13 protein-coding genes are annotated in these 14365 nt (G+C 47.2%); all 13 read right to left on the reverse strand.

Annotated features, from left to right (window positions below):
* Positions 1 to 13 precede the first annotated feature (13 nt).
* Positions 14 to 2170, reverse strand: coding sequence for a spermidine synthase (locus DFR28_RS09800; protein ID WP_113954143.1), 2157 nt, complete (start codon positions 2168 to 2170; stop codon positions 14 to 16).
* A gap of 234 nt (positions 2171 to 2404) precedes the next feature.
* On the reverse strand, positions 2405 to 3349 hold the full coding sequence (locus DFR28_RS09805; RefSeq protein ID WP_113954144.1) for an OmpA family protein: 945 nt from the start codon (positions 3347 to 3349) through the stop codon (positions 2405 to 2407).
* A 70-nt stretch (positions 3350 to 3419) separates the two neighbouring features.
* Positions 3420 to 4190 carry a TadE/TadG family type IV pilus assembly protein gene (locus DFR28_RS09810; RefSeq protein ID WP_113954145.1) on the reverse strand — a complete coding sequence of 257 codons (771 nt, stop codon included), beginning with the start codon at positions 4188 to 4190 and terminating at the stop codon, positions 3420 to 3422.
* 14 nt (positions 4191 to 4204) lie between these two features.
* The gene (locus DFR28_RS09815) at positions 4205 to 4840 is read right to left on the reverse strand and encodes a tetratricopeptide repeat protein (protein WP_113954146.1); all 636 of its coding nucleotides are present in this window, start codon (positions 4838 to 4840) and stop codon (positions 4205 to 4207) included.
* Positions 4833 to 5177 (reverse strand): DUF192 domain-containing protein, encoded by a 345-nt coding sequence (locus DFR28_RS09820; RefSeq protein WP_113954147.1) that lies wholly within the window; start codon positions 5175 to 5177, stop codon positions 4833 to 4835. The genes DFR28_RS09815 and DFR28_RS09820 overlap by 8 nt, the downstream gene beginning before the upstream one ends.
* A 6-nt stretch (positions 5178 to 5183) precedes the next feature.
* On the reverse strand, positions 5184 to 6062 hold the full coding sequence (locus tag DFR28_RS09825; protein WP_113954148.1) for a type II secretion system F family protein: 879 nt from the start codon (positions 6060 to 6062) through the stop codon (positions 5184 to 5186).
* Positions 6055 to 6906 (reverse strand): type II secretion system F family protein, encoded by an 852-nt coding sequence (locus DFR28_RS09830; protein WP_170132051.1) that lies wholly within the window; start codon positions 6904 to 6906, stop codon positions 6055 to 6057. The genes DFR28_RS09825 and DFR28_RS09830 overlap by 8 nt, the downstream gene beginning before the upstream one ends.
* A gap of 10 nt (positions 6907 to 6916) precedes the next feature.
* Complete coding sequence (locus DFR28_RS09835) at positions 6917 to 8644, reverse strand: TadA family conjugal transfer-associated ATPase (protein ID WP_113954150.1); 1728 nt, start codon at positions 8642 to 8644, stop codon at positions 6917 to 6919.
* Positions 8645 to 8647: 3 nt separating this feature from the next.
* Positions 8648 to 9961 carry a type II and III secretion system protein family protein gene (locus tag DFR28_RS09840; RefSeq protein ID WP_170132052.1) on the reverse strand — a complete coding sequence of 438 codons (1314 nt, stop codon included), beginning with the start codon at positions 9959 to 9961 and terminating at the stop codon, positions 8648 to 8650.
* A complete protein-coding gene (cpaB, locus tag DFR28_RS09845) occupies positions 9954 to 11045 on the reverse strand; it encodes a Flp pilus assembly protein CpaB (protein ID WP_113954152.1) in 1092 nt (363 codons plus the stop codon). The genes DFR28_RS09840 and cpaB overlap by 8 nt, the downstream gene beginning before the upstream one ends.
* Before the next feature lie 261 nt (positions 11046 to 11306).
* Entirely contained in the window at positions 11307 to 11993 is a 687-nt protein-coding gene (locus DFR28_RS09850; protein WP_147250988.1) for a hypothetical protein, read from the reverse strand.
* 34 nt (positions 11994 to 12027) lie between these two features.
* Positions 12028 to 12882 (reverse strand): hypothetical protein, encoded by an 855-nt coding sequence (locus DFR28_RS09855; RefSeq protein ID WP_113954154.1) that lies wholly within the window; start codon positions 12880 to 12882, stop codon positions 12028 to 12030.
* The gene (locus DFR28_RS09860; protein WP_170132053.1) at positions 12879 to 14303 is read right to left on the reverse strand and encodes a pilus assembly protein TadG-related protein; all 1425 of its coding nucleotides are present in this window, start codon (positions 14301 to 14303) and stop codon (positions 12879 to 12881) included. Before DFR28_RS09860 ends, DFR28_RS09855 begins: the two co-directional genes overlap by 4 nt.
* Between the last annotated feature and the right edge of the window lie 62 nt (positions 14304 to 14365).

The following is a 14365-nucleotide window of genomic DNA, read 5'->3' on the forward strand; positions in this document are numbered from 1 at the left end:
AAACTATTGATGATCAATAGCAAGTAAAGCGCTGATGTTCCGAATCGTTACCTATTGTCGGCTGGCTCATTATACGCACTATATTGCTATACTGATCGGTCCAGGTCGGCAAGTCTTTTACTTGCCCTTTATTGCATGCTTGTGGCGACACAAGTTGATTCAAGAAGTCTTGATTATCAGTCATCAATATCCAGTCAGACGCATAGACGGCGCGCGATTGATCATCCAGATTACTCGCTTTAACTACAGTCTTACCCATCTCTTTGGCAATTTTAATTATCACTGGAGCAATATCTAAGTGCCGGTTAGATATATGCATGGCGAGAATGCCATTGGCGCTGAGGTTTTGCCAATACAGTTCGACTGCCTCGTACGTCAACAAATGTACTGGAATCGCATCGCCACTAAAAGCATCAATCGCGAGCACATCGAAGTCAAATGGCTCTCCGCCGGCCACTGCCCCACTTAATGATATACGCCCATCGCCCTCAATAACATCCACGCTTACTCCAGCCGCCCTCGCCTCAGCTATATTTGAAAAATAGCGCTGTTCAATATCGATTACATTTGGGTCAATTTCAAAAAATGTTAATGTACGACACGACTCGCATAAGCTCGCAATCGTGGCCGCTCCCATACCAAGAACTCCAACTCGCGGGCCAGGTAAGTGCTCTTTGCCAAGCTGATACTCAATCGCTAGCCCTACACCACTCTGCTCACTGTAATAACTGGTCGGTTGAAATAGCGGTTTGCCGTCAAGCGTTAATTGCGAGCCATGAATAATTGAGCCATTTTTTAATAGTCGAATACGACGCGGTTCAGGCGAACTCGCTTCATCGAAGAGGTGCTCGCTTAAAGTCAGAACCCCATAAAATCCGCGCGTCTGCTCACTGACATTGGCTTTACGGTTTTCAATATGTGCATACAACATGAAGCTCAACACCACACACAACAGGGTCCATGCGACCTGCGCCCCTAAATCCATTAAACGCGATTTAAACTTAGCATTAGCGAACAAACACAAACCCACTAACACAAACAGGACAACCCAAACCAAGTGCAGCTCCCAATACCCAGTAAATAACAAGGGCGCTACTAGTGCCACAAAAAAACCGCCTAGCGCACCACCCAATGATACGGTTAAATAGAACTTTGTCAGCAGCGCTGGATGCGGCCTCTTGGCGTACAACTCACCATGACACACCATGCAACCGACAAACAACATGCCGGTGTATGCCAAAATTTGATACCAAAAGCTTGCCGTACTTCCTTTCATTATCGCTATTAAGGCAGCAACCGATGACGCAATCAGCAACGGCACCCAAAAGCGCCGTCGATACCAGGTTGGCTTATCAAAGCAGATAATGAATGAGATTAAGTACAGCGCTAACGGCAATATCCAAAGAAACGGCACCGACGCTATATCCTGTGTAATCTGATTTGTCGTCGCCAACAACAATACCGATGCGGTAGCGGCCAAACCAATCCAAAGCAGTATGGTCGGGAGAGTTGGACGCAAGTTTGACTCATGCGTGTTATCTGCGTTGTGGTCTGCTAAGCGCTCATTCGCTCCGCTGACCGGCACCAAGTTTCGTTTGGCGGACCACAAACAAACTAGGCAAATAGCAAAATAGACCAGAAAGCCCACGGACCACAAATTAGCCTGCTGCTTTAGATCCAAAAAAGGCTCAAACAGCAATGGATACGATAGCAACCCAAGCAACGAACCAGTATTGGAGAGAGCGTACAGACGGTATGTAGCGCCGCTAGGGAAATCATGCTGAAACCAACTTTGAAATAATGGCCCTGATGACGAGATCAGCGCATACGGCAAACCAATCGTTAACACTAACACTAACAAAATTTCGATCTGCGGGTTATCAGTTAGACCTGACACGGCAGCACCAGAGGGTTCAATCGGCAGGAACGCCAGCATCGCCAAACCGACCAAGCACACATGAATCAGTGTCTGGTGTTTGATCGATGCTATCTTGCATAACAAATGCGCGTACAAATAACCGAGTAACAGAAACACCTGGAAGAAAACTAAGCAAACGGTCCAAACACTCGACGCACCGCCAAACCATGGAAGTAAGTACTTTGCCACTATTGGCTGGACTTGAAATAGCAAAAATGCTGATAGGAATACCGCTAGCGCGTACTTTAGCAATTTGTTAACCCTCAGTTAAACGGTTAGAAACGATTTTTATCGTGAAAGAAGTTACTCGGCCGCGAACCCGCGTCAAAGGATGAACGTTATTTGACGGCAATGCGGCACAGCATAGAGTTTCTACAAGAATAGAATGCGCACAATAGGTCAGTGCCGCTTGCTCAGAAAACGGCAGCATTCTAGGCCTCGTGTATCAGATGAAACGAACCAACATAAAACTATCTAGCCACCTATTTAGCCGTCTACGCGAAGACGATAAATGTCTACCTTACGAGCTAAAGACGGAGACCTTCCGGCAACGTGAGTCTCACCACCGCCAACATGGAATAGACGTTCCTTATCAATACCGGCTTGCTGCACTAACGCTTCGACTAAGTGTTGCGCGCGCAGTTCTGACAACGTGAAATTAGTTTGCGCGCTCCCTGCCGTGTCAGTAAAACCTACTACTAAGAAACGATCCGTTGCGGACGCATCTCGAACTCCTTGAATCAGCGCATCCAGCTTTGTCGTATCAGTGACGTTACTCTGACCAACATCAAAATACACACTGCCAAGCTTCTCAGCTGGAGTTTGACCACTGCCTTCCGCTGGAAATGATGCCGCCAGCCCAAGCCCGACCACATTACGCAACGCAAGGTCGTGAACTGAGGTCAACACTAAGCGTGGCCGGCTATCAAACTCAGACACATACACCATTGTGGCACTTAAATATTGACTCCCGTTACTGATCGAACTTAATAGAAAGTACTGATTGTCGCTATTCCCAGCGATATATTTATTCAGATACAAACTCCAACCTTCAACTTCACCACATTCTGCACGCTGGCATTCAAAACTCAGTGATTTGCCATTTTGAAGGTAAGCAGAACGCAGCGACTGGAACACTGATAATGCGCTCGCTGATTCGTCAAAATCATACACCTCTTGACAAAACGTTCCGGCAATATCATGACTCTGACTCGGTCGATAACCGACGGAAAAGCCGTCCTGCACTGACTCTTGATACTTGATCGGACCTTCAATAATGGTGGTCATTGTGTTGGACTTAGCCACTCGACTAAACAGTTCAGCATCAGTGGCCTGGAACCCCGAGCAAGCTATGCTGCTGCTTGAATACACTAGCAACAAACTCAACAGTACGGTGTATCGGTCAAAAGAGAGAAAGGTCACACGTTTCATAGTTTATGTATCGGTTGGTAAAGATTGATTAAGCCAAATGGCTGATTTTCTGCCTGCTACGTTCATACGACTAATTTTCTAATCCGCCGCGGTATATTGGACTTTGCATGCGAACAATGGAATGCGCGGTGATCGCAACATATACGCTGCCAGTGGCGGCTCCAAGCGCATTGCACGAGCGTTGTTCAGCGGAACTTCCAAGCCCGAAGAACCCTCTAAGAATCGTGCGATACGCTAGATCTCGCAACCCCGGCACTTTGAGCCTATGACACCAAAGTGTCTTTATCTTTAATAGGTTGGCATCTTGAATATTGATATCGAGATTCTGGCTACCTATTCGTATACGACGTGTGCGCGTTTCTCGAAATTGCAAATTGTCATTCGGTATGGCGTCCACATACGATACTCGCTGTCGCCGTTCGTCTAACACCGGGATTCGTCTCTTGAACGACTGGAAGACCCGTAGGTTTGGACTAATAATTTCAACTGTGTCTAAGTCTCCAATCGCCGCCACATTAAGACTGGCCTCAAAGGCACGTGCTTCAACATATGCTCGACCTAGACCCGCCACCGATTTATCACCGTCAACAAATAGCGGCATCATGCCATTAGCTAACGCTTGTCGCATTTCACCTCGGTCTGCATTCTTCAACGAACCCAAGCGTGCAGCCTCGAAGGTTGCATTGTTAAGCGTGGCCTTCGAGCGATATACGTAGGACATCTCAACAATGCCAAACAACAAAATGAAAAATAATGGCAGCACATAAATGAGTTCTACCAACGTTGCCCCAGTCTCAGTAGCTCGGTATCTTTGCTTAGAAGGATGATTATGCATTTTCATGACATGACTCCGCTCTATTGCCCACTCGTATCGTCTGTAAATCCAGACTTATTATCATCAAGCTGATCGCTTCCAACACGGCTCGCTGGTTCAATCTCTACTGCCTGCGTGTCACTAATTGGCGTCTCAACCTGCTCAGATTTTTCCGCCACGCGGTTAATCAACCGCTCCTTTAATGCAAGCGCGCGGTCAAAGTAAGGAGAATCATGCGCGATATAGGGCAATGCTTGATCAATCACTTCTACCGATTGGCTAACACGCGTCAGCGCTAAGTTATACCAAGCCTGCTCATAAGCACTATCATTAACTAGCACTTGCTCATAGGCATTAACCGCCGCGGCATAGCGACCAGACCGATAATAGATATTGCCCAGTTTGAACCACGCATCAGCTAGGTTGGGATGATCTGCGACGATATTTAAGAACCAGCGCTCGGCTTCTACCAACATGCCGTCTTGATAAGCGCTGTTGGCTTTTTTGAACTTTTCATCCAAACTTAATGCGCCGGGTATACGTGACGACGAACTGCTGCCGGCGTCAACTTGAGTGGTTCTCGACGCCGACACACAACCAGCACTAAAGCTCAGCGACACCAATAACAAAGTCGCAAACACGGAACGTGTGGCGCATGACACTAAATAGTTAAACATGTTCGATAAACCTCAGTCTTTGTCCTACTGTTATATGTAGCTGATCACTCTGTCCGGCACACACCTCCAACACAGAATGACCACGCCATGACCACGCCACTTGCCACGGTCGTAGCTCTTTATGCACCTTGACAACCTTAAAATCGCGATCCAAAAAAATGGCATCGATTGAAAATGTCATGCCGAACATGTGAACGCTCGAACAGCGATCAAACCAAAAGGCGTCGGATTTACTAATAGAGTTTCGAAACAGCAGCCCTTTGAGGCGCTGGCCAAACGTATCCATGCTGATAAGCGAAGCAAATAATTCATTACCATGTAGGTCAACGACGCGCATTTCGGCTTAGGTTTCCATGATGAATTTGAGCACGATCGGAAAAAACAACACAACGAAGGTGCACGGAAAAATAAATGCCACAAGCGGAAAGGTGAGTTTTACGGGCGCTTCCATGGCCATTTTTTCGGCTTTTTGAAACCGTTCAACACGCCGCTGTGAAGACTGGATACGTAAGGTCTCAGACAGGCTTGCGCCGGTGCTCTCAGCCTGAGCTAGCGCTGCCACCAAACTATTAATCTCTTTTAGATTGAGTCGCGTCGCCATCAACCGCAGTGCGTCAATTCGACTCATTCCGGCACGCACATCGCGCAATACCGTATTAAACTCAACGCCCATTGGCCCCGGCGGCCCTTTCTCGACCGCTTGTTGCATAGCACCACTTAAGTTCATGCCGGCCTCAATCGCCATCGTGATGAAATCTAAGTACACCGGCAATGATCGTATAAGTTGTTTCTCGCGCTTTTTACGTCGATCATTAGCCGAAATGAGCGGTAGAAAAAAACCCAAAATCGCTGCCATCATGACGTACATCCAGGTGAACATATCAATCATATTCAAGGCGACACCGGCTAATACACTCGCGATTAATGCTGAGGTAATCTGCAAGCCAAATAGCTGCTCGGGCTCCATTAAGTAAATCAATTCAGCTCGTTGCAGCTTGCGTTTACTCTGCTCAATATATTCAATACTTAGAAATCGCCCTATGTAGTGCGCGAAAAAATTCGCTAACGGCCAGATCAATTTCATTTTGAACGGCAATGGGTCCTTGTAGCGGCGATCATCTTTGGGAATGGTGTGTCCGATATTGCGGACCGCAAAGATCAACACACACAGCGACACTGAAAACAGTAGCCCAACGACAATAATAAAGAATTGATTAAACATCGATATTTACAATCTTATGAATGAAGAAATAACCGAGACTTAACATGACCACCAAAAACGCGATCGTTAACCAGCCATACCACTCGGTAAAGAGTTGCCCCATATAAAGTTTGGTCGACTCCATAAAGAACAAAGCGATTCCAACAAAGATCGGCAAACACACCATCACAATGCCTTGCATTCGACCTTGCGCGGTCAACGTTTTGACCTTTCCCTCCATCTCGAGTTTGGTACGAATCGTGTCGGATAATCGACGTAGAACATCGGACAAATTGCCGCCGACTTCGCGCGAAATCTTCATCGCGGCTACTACCAGCTGTAATTCTTGCGTGTCCATTCGTAGATTCAAATTATCCAGTGAATCATCAAAATTCACACCGAGTCGCAATTCATTCAAGAACAGATCAAACTCCTGCTGCAACGGACCGCCTTCTTCGCGCGCACTCACCTCGATGGACTGGGTCAAGCCCATACCGACCGCCATGGTGGTCGACACACTCAGTAGGAAATCAGGCAATTGATTAACGAACGCTTCTTTACGACGACTCTTTAACACGCGCAAAAGCAGCGTAGGAGCGAAAGACAATAATGACGCCGCCATCGCGGTAAATACAAAGGAGCGTGTCGCAACAAACAAGATCAGCGATACTAAAAAGATAAGCGCTAGCGATAATATGAATATCTTTTCAGCATCAATAAACAGATACATATCAGCCAAACTCATCTTGGTCTTATCGATAAATTGCATCTTGGCTCGATTGGCCGAATCAAATAGCGGGACCACCACTAAATACATCAAAATCATGATGGTAATGCTGAACAGTAAGGCGACCAGAAAGCTCATATCAACTCCGCTACACCGCTTCCTTTTTGTCATTATTAAAGAGACTGATATCGACCGGCACACCGCTGGCTCGCAGTTCTTCAACCACTCGTGGCACCAGCCCTGATGCGACAAACTCACCCTTTACTTTGCCATTTGAATCACGCCCAGTTTGCTGAAACTTAAATATTTCACCCAGTTGAACCACACCTTGATCGATACCGGTGACTTCACAGATGCTGGTTACTTTTCGTGTACCACAAGAGAAACGCGTTTGCTGGATAATAATATCGACGGCCGATGCAAGTTGCTCGCGAATAGCCTGAATAGGTAAATCCATGCCGGCCATCATGACCATGACCTCGATCCGCGAAATACAATCACGCGGACTATTGGCATGCGCCGTAGTCAACGACCCGTCGTGCCCGGTATTCATTGCTTGCAGCATATCCAACGCCTCGCCGCCACGACACTCGCCAACAATAATGCGGTCGGGCCGCATACGCAGGCAGTTTTTTACCAAATCCCGAATGTGTACCGCACCTTTACCTTCTTGGTTTGGCGGGCGCGCCTCCAGGCCGACAAGATTCGGTTGATAGAGCTTTAATTCAGCCGCGTCTTCGACGGTAATGATTCGTTCGTTATCTGGGATATAGTTTGAACAAACGTTTAGCAACGTCGTTTTACCCGACCCGGTGCCACCAGAAATAACCACATTCTGCTTATGGGTCACTACCGTCTCAATAAAATCCACCATGCGAGCATCCATTGAACCGAAGCCAACTAAATGTTGCGCGGTCAATTTCTCCTTCATGAATTTCCGTATCGTGATGGACGAGCCTTTAAGTGCCAGCGGTGGAATAACGGCATTCACTCGCGAGCCATCTTTGAGTCGAGCGTCAACCATTGGTGAGCCCTCATCAATGCGCCGACCGAGCGGTGTCACGATTCGTTCGATCGCGTACTGCACAGCACGGTCATTAGTGAAGGTTATCTCCGACTTAAACAACTCGCCTTTCTTTTCATAGAAAATGTCATCGGCAGAATTGACCATGATTTCACTGATATCATCGTCCGCAATTAAGTCTTCTAGTGGACCTAAGCCAATCGACTCATCCAGCACTTGCTTAACCAAACTCTTACGATCTAAAGTCTCGGGAAAGTCAGTGAACCCATTAACAATGTCGGTTAACATTTTTTGTGTCATGTCGAGCACATCGTCGTCGCTCATGTCTTTAACATTAACGCGCCGAAGGTCCATTTGACTGAGCAGTGTCTCATGCATTTTGGCACGCCACTCACGACTTAATTCCACCTTTGCCTGATCAATTTTTTGCACCGCTGCCTGAGCCGCGTCGGCAGCCACCTTCAACTCGGTAACCACCGCCGTTGGCGACTCTACCCCAGTCGATTTATCGCGTGCTTCCGATGTCGGTTTAGACTCATTTTGCTGTGAGCGATCGGTGCGGTCTTTCACCGTTAATAAGTACGATTCAATTTGAATTTGGTCCGATTCAGACAGCGGCCCATAGCGTTCAACTTTTTTACCATTAACCAGAACACCGCCAGACGCGCCTTTCATATCAAGCACATGGACGCCGTCATCTTGATTGTAGAACGTTGCATGCTCCTGACCGATTCGCCAGCCACGAAGTTGTACTTCGCAGCGTTTATCCTTACCAACCAGAACTTTTTTTTCCGACGTCACCAAAGTATCGACATGCGTTCCTTTGGTTGTCTTTATGCTGATTTCTAACATAGTTTAATCCGCCAGTTGTTCACTAAAAATCCCACCATTGCCGCGTATTTCACGGAGCTCATCCATGTGTTTTTGCAGCTTTTCACTACGCACCGCTTGCTGCGTCGTATCGACAATTTCGGTGGTCACTAAAAATATAATTTCAGTACGTTGTTCTTGAAAACTTTCAGAACGAAACAACGCGCCAATAATGGGCAACTCACCAAGTAGCGGAATGCTATCTATGTTGCGAGTATCATTAGTTGATAACAAGCCAGAGATAGCAATGGTGTCGCCTGGCTTGATATTGACGGTGCTTTCGGTCTCGCGAATCAATAGACCTGGTACGCCCAAAACCGTAACAGCGGTGTCGATTGAACTCACTTCGGCGGCAATGGTAGACACAATATTGCCCTGACCATCAGCGGTCGGTAATATTTCTAAACGCACACCATATTCTCTAAATTCGACTACTGTCTGTCCGTCGGAATCAGTGAATGGAAATGGTATTTCACCGCCCGCTAAAAAGGTAGCTGACTCGCCGCTTCGAGTACTAAGATTGGGCTCTGCAAGAATACGACCAGCGCCATTTTCCTGCAGAAAATCTAAGCGCGAAGTTAGGGTAGTGGCTAGCCCAGAATAGGGGTAAAAATCTTTGTCACTAATTGGAATTAGGCCTTGAATTTCGCGCCAATCAACCAAATCATTTTCAGGAAAGATACGATAAACAGGGTTGCTTCTGAATGTACCAATAGTGCCAAATAAGGGACCTTCTGCAGAGTCAACCCAATCAATTCCTAGGTCCTTACGATAGCGCTTATCAACTTCCAACACCTGTACCTTTAAACGAATCATCTCTTTCGATTCGGGTACGGGTTTCACGAACGAGATAACGTTTTCTAAGGAAGCGACTAATTTCTCAAAACCATCTACATCGGTTGGATCGACCATTCCTTCTAGCACGATCTTGTCCACCACGATGCGTGATGACACTCGGTCAAAGTTCTGCAAAATTGCATCAACAATAGCCTTTTTATCGCTCATATTGCTGGCCAAGACCTGAACACGGTAACGCTGTTGGCGTTCTCCCGTTTTCCAAACCACCAATTCGGTATCGCCGGGCTTTAAAGGAATCAACATCATTTTGCCGGTGTCTAAGATAGTGGCGGTAACCACTTCATCGTCTCCCACGGCTAAACGCACCACCTCACCAACTTCGAGCAACTGAATGTCGCCCATATTAAGTGAGACTTGAGTCAAATCAGACGCAGTTGCATTAGCCGTGAATGCTAATATTACAGGCAGAAAGATGCCCAAAAATACAATTTTTCTATTCATTTTCAGTTGAACCTTCAGGGTCATTTTCTGGCGAATTTTGCTCTTCGATTTGCTCGTCTTGTTGTGATCCTTGCTCGATATCTGGGGCGGCATCCGCAGCATCAGGCTCAACGCTCGGAACCTCGGGTTCATTATTGTCAACCGTGCCAACGCGTAGGCTTTTAATAAACGCTCTACCTTTGTTCTTGGTCGGTAAATTGCTGGCGATAACACTGCGCGATTCGGGCTTAATGCCACCAGCAATTTGATTTCCTTTTCCGAAAAAGGCGTATGATTTTTTCTGTGTGCCGGAGCTATTCTCCAGAACCGTGGCGCGATCGACAGTAGACCAATTGCGCATCTCAGTATCATTAGAAGGCCGCAGGAGAAATACGATCTCGCCAAGGCTAGATGCAAACGCCAAGTTGTCTGCGTTATCAGCATGGAGAGCGAGCGTGACAGACGTATAGTCAAACGCTTCGTCGTCGTTCAAGTAATCTTGTCGGCGATAGTCTTGCTCGCGGGTTAATAGTGGATGCCGATCAACCGCTACCACTTTGATGCGCTGATACAATGGCACCAAAACCTCTTCGTTCGACTTCGCTCCATCTCCATCCGTTTCAGATTCTGCGAAAGGGCCAGATAAGAAAATATCGACATGATCACCTACCGACAATAAACCAGCGTTGCTGGTTAAAGTGTCGACCTCAATGGTAACCGCGCGCTGCCCGTCTTCGAGCAGCTCCGAAAACCGTTCTATAAGAACCCCTTCTAGAAAATGCTCAAGCAAAGGCTCACCTCGCGACATCGGAACTTTAAGCAAGCTACCATCGACTCCGTCAAACATATCGGGCGTCACTACCGCGCCGGACAGGTTAGCGGTAGACAGTTGCGCCACAGCCAAATTCTGTGAGCTGACAGCATCACCGGGCGCAATGTCTACCGATGCCACCACCACATCGATGGTTTCGCCATCAATGCCAGCCAAACTTCGCTTAATGTTTTCTTCAGCGTCCGACAGATAACTGGTCGCAGTAAAAAACGCCAGCACGCCAACCACTAGGGCTACTAGGAGCATCCCCCAAGACTTCAAAAAATCGCGCATAATGGTCCGTTTAGTTTTCGGGTGAAGGCAAAGAACTTGCGTATATATATGCTGAGTGCTCTTTCTTGATCGCTTCTTCGAGCAACTGAACCACGTTTTTGTTTTTAGTAGGAACCGGCGCCAGCAACACTGTGATTAGCGCTACTAGACCAACTGTGTACTCCACCATGGTAGCGCCCCGCGATCGCGTCGCAACACACCTCATGGTTGGTTTTGTAGTGGGAATGTTTTTCATATTTTAGTAGGGTAGTGAAAATATTATTATTTTAGGGTTACGGCGACACCGTAGGTGACGCCTTGATCTCGGACGAAACTCAGGTTCATCTTTTGTTCGCCCTTGTTCAGCGCGAACGCGCCAAGTTCAGCAGCTTGCTCTGCATTGCTGCCGAGTAACTGCCAACCATCGGACATCATTTTTCTTAGGTAAAAGTTAACGTTTTGACGAATACTTTGTTTATTTGAAAACATTAAGGTCTGTGAGTCTTGGCCAAGATCTTCAGAGCGAATATCGCTAATCACTTGTGATGAAGGCAGCATCGGAAAATCCTTACCAACTGACTTTTGAAGTTTCGCCAACTTTCGATCGCTCTGCTCGGCCAATTTGAACGCCGGCGTAATACCCATGGTGCCATGCGTTAACTGATGATCACCTTGCTCAATTTGCACCGTTAATAAATAGTCGCCATCGCGATGTGACAATATGCGCCAATCACCAAACAACACATCGGTCATTTCCTCGCCCCATTCGCCTTTGTAGAAATCAACAATATGCGCTTCGTCTTTGGACGTTTTAAATTGAAATGCACGCATACGTATGCCGTTAACCTGCATGTCATTTGCCACAATTAGCACATCCATTTCCTTGGAATAAGGAAAGTCAGGAAAACCCTTTGCGGTGACGATTGCACAGCTCATTAGAAGTCCAATTAGACTGAGAAACTTAGTCATTTTTGCTCGCATAAAATAGCTCATAGAAAAACACTCATGGTCGATAACGAGTAAGTCGAGAGGCTGGCACCGGCTCAGAATCAACTTTGCCAATCTCTAATGAAGAGGGCCGTAGCGGGGTAAAAAAGAAGCCAGCGAATTGTTGAATTGAACTGGTAACAGGTCCATTAATCCAATCTTGTGGAAAAAATGGAGTGACCCGAGCTTCGACATCAGATGGACCACCGGCATTCCAACCATCAGTTAACAGTGCTGTGTGGGCAGTAAACGTTGGCTTGACGCCATTAAACTCTGGGAACCAATCAAACTCCTTGATCTCAACGCTCACGGAACCTGTGTAGTAGCCTTTTTTATTTACATTGAAATCGCCGAGACTGCCTAATGTGTTGATCACACCTGCTCCTGCATTGGCTAAGCGACTTGGTGGTGCCCGGTCCGTTTGGGTTAACACGACATAGCTGTCTTTGCCACTCACCTCGCCTTTTTTAACCAGCAATGTATCGTAACGGTCTCTACCGCTTTTATTGCGATTGTGAAAGCGTTGCATTGGGTCATAATCTATATTATTGAGATCGATATGTTGGCGACTATGCACAACACTGTCCGGCTCTGAAAATACCCGCTGATGGATCTCATTTTGGAGTTGCGCATTGGTCTTCTGCAGGTTGCGATTAGGGTGATAGCTGGGTCGTCGCTGAAACCAAACCGTTCTCTCCCAACCAGCATATCGACTACTCTGTTCAACCTTTTGCTTGGTGTCGATCATCTTGCCGACCAGCGGAACCAAGGTGAAAACACTGATTAAAACAAACGAAGACACAACCACAAACTCCGCCCAGACGGCACCAGATTGTTTACCCGGCAATGAAGCGACTGCAATCATTTTCATAGCGAAAACCCCGCTGCGGCCACCATCACTGCCGCTTTATCACTAGTGCTAGTTTCAATCAAACGAGGCTGCCAAAACGGGTTGTACAGATTACCAAATTCAATATTCCTGTCGCCGCGTGCCCACAAGTCATGCGGCCTTGAAAAATAGGGTTCCGCCTTCGAGACGCTCAATATCTGATCTTTGGCAATTCCGCCGTTTTCAGCCACGTCGTAACGCGGTTGTAGATCATAATTAGCCGTTGTTTTTGCTACCTCTTTCCAAACTCGAACAGGCTCTAATGGCTTTTTAAGCACTGCGACCATCGCTGGCCCGCGTTCACGTAAGCCATCTTCTTCTAAATCATAAAATGGCCTGATGCTCTTGGTTCCAGAAAAGTTGTTGCCGCGATCATCCCACCGAGCGATGCTCGCCGCCGAACTATTACGCCAAGCGCCGCCCCACTTCCGCGTATTCCGACGGTAATTATAATTTCGCCCTTGGTATAAAGCGTGCCCCGCCCCCCAACCTAATGGCGAGCTTAATACACAGCCGATAAACGGCGGGCATGGGGGAATTCGAACCCGCATGGTGTCCATAGCGGTCCACTCCCAGACATAGCGATTATTAACGATTCGCCGACTATACTCATTGCCACCAAGCTCACGAATTACGCCAATAAAACTTGCATCTCGGCTTCGTAAAAAACGATCTCTTGAGGCTATCGTTACGTCTGCGAATTCATTAAAACGTTTCAAATGAAGCCGGTTTTGCGCACTATTGTTATACGGTCGAGGCGCACGATTTCTTTCTAGCGTGTCATTATGCGCATCGATAAATTTTGCGATGGTAAAGGCTCCGACAATAAACGAGCTCTCGATATCTGGGTCATTGCGACGTGCCACATCGTCGTAGACTTCTTTACTCGCCACCAACATCGCGCCGTGAAATGTCTGCTGTGCCACCGACAGCACTTGGATGAACCCGTCGTTGATCGGAATAACGATTCTAGCCGCTCTATCAAACGCTTGCTTTAACGCTCGAGCCCCACGTCGCAATGCGTCGGTGATCCGAGCCACAGCAGTACCAACTCCCGGGATCAGGTTAGCGATCTGACCAATCACATTTATATTAAATGCAGTTTGCTCGATCATATGACCGTACGAACTCAACCCCACCATTTGACCAATGGCGACTTGATTCGCAACCATAGCTCGATTGGTCGTGGCCATAAAATTTAAGTCTCTAGAGACGATCACCGCGACGCTGTAAGCTGATGCATCTGCTGCATTTTGCCCGCGTATTTTATGCGTACTCACTTGACCAACGTCATACAGCGAGAAGATAGAAAGCGCCATGGTGGTCATCAGAATAATGCCCAACGCGGTGGCATAGCCACGCTGCCGTGACGGGGTTTGCTTAAAATGTCGCATTCTATTCATCATTACTCCGGAAAAGTTTTAACAGCCTTCAATCACGCGAAGATTATTCGCGGCGGACAATG

The sequence above is a fragment of the Arenicella xantha genome, from assembly GCF_003315245.1.
Classification (GTDB): domain Bacteria; phylum Pseudomonadota; class Gammaproteobacteria; order Arenicellales; family Arenicellaceae; genus Arenicella; species Arenicella xantha.

Excerpts from the sequence above, each read along its gene's own strand:
- DFR28_RS09805 (WP_113954144.1), bottom strand. The coding sequence starts at position 3,349 with ATGAAACGTGTGACCTTTCTCTCTTTTGACCGATACACCGTACTGTTG.
- DFR28_RS09810 (WP_113954145.1), bottom strand. The coding sequence starts at position 4,190 with ATGAAAATGCATAATCATCCTTCTAAGCAAAGATACCGAGCTACTGAG.
- DFR28_RS09815 (WP_113954146.1), bottom strand. The coding sequence starts at position 4,840 with ATGTTTAACTATTTAGTGTCATGCGCCACACGTTCCGTGTTTGCGACT.
- DFR28_RS09820 (WP_113954147.1), bottom strand. The coding sequence starts at position 5,177 with ATGCGCGTCGTTGACCTACATGGTAATGAATTATTTGCTTCGCTTATC.
- DFR28_RS09825 (WP_113954148.1), bottom strand. The coding sequence starts at position 6,062 with ATGTTTAATCAATTCTTTATTATTGTCGTTGGGCTACTGTTTTCAGTG.
- DFR28_RS09830 (WP_170132051.1), bottom strand. The coding sequence starts at position 6,906 with ATGAGCTTTCTGGTCGCCTTACTGTTCAGCATTACCATCATGATTTTG.
- DFR28_RS09835 (WP_113954150.1), bottom strand. The coding sequence starts at position 8,644 with ATGTTAGAAATCAGCATAAAGACAACCAAAGGAACGCATGTCGATACT.
- DFR28_RS09840 (WP_170132052.1), bottom strand. The coding sequence starts at position 9,961 with ATGAATAGAAAAATTGTATTTTTGGGCATCTTTCTGCCTGTAATATTA.
- cpaB (WP_113954152.1), bottom strand. The coding sequence starts at position 11,045 with ATGCGCGATTTTTTGAAGTCTTGGGGGATGCTCCTAGTAGCCCTAGTG.
- DFR28_RS09850 (WP_147250988.1), bottom strand. The coding sequence starts at position 11,993 with ATGACTAAGTTTCTCAGTCTAATTGGACTTCTAATGAGCTGTGCAATC.
- DFR28_RS09855 (WP_113954154.1), bottom strand. The coding sequence starts at position 12,882 with ATGAAAATGATTGCAGTCGCTTCATTGCCGGGTAAACAATCTGGTGCC.
- DFR28_RS09860 (WP_170132053.1), bottom strand. The coding sequence starts at position 14,303 with ATGAATAGAATGCGACATTTTAAGCAAACCCCGTCACGGCAGCGTGGC.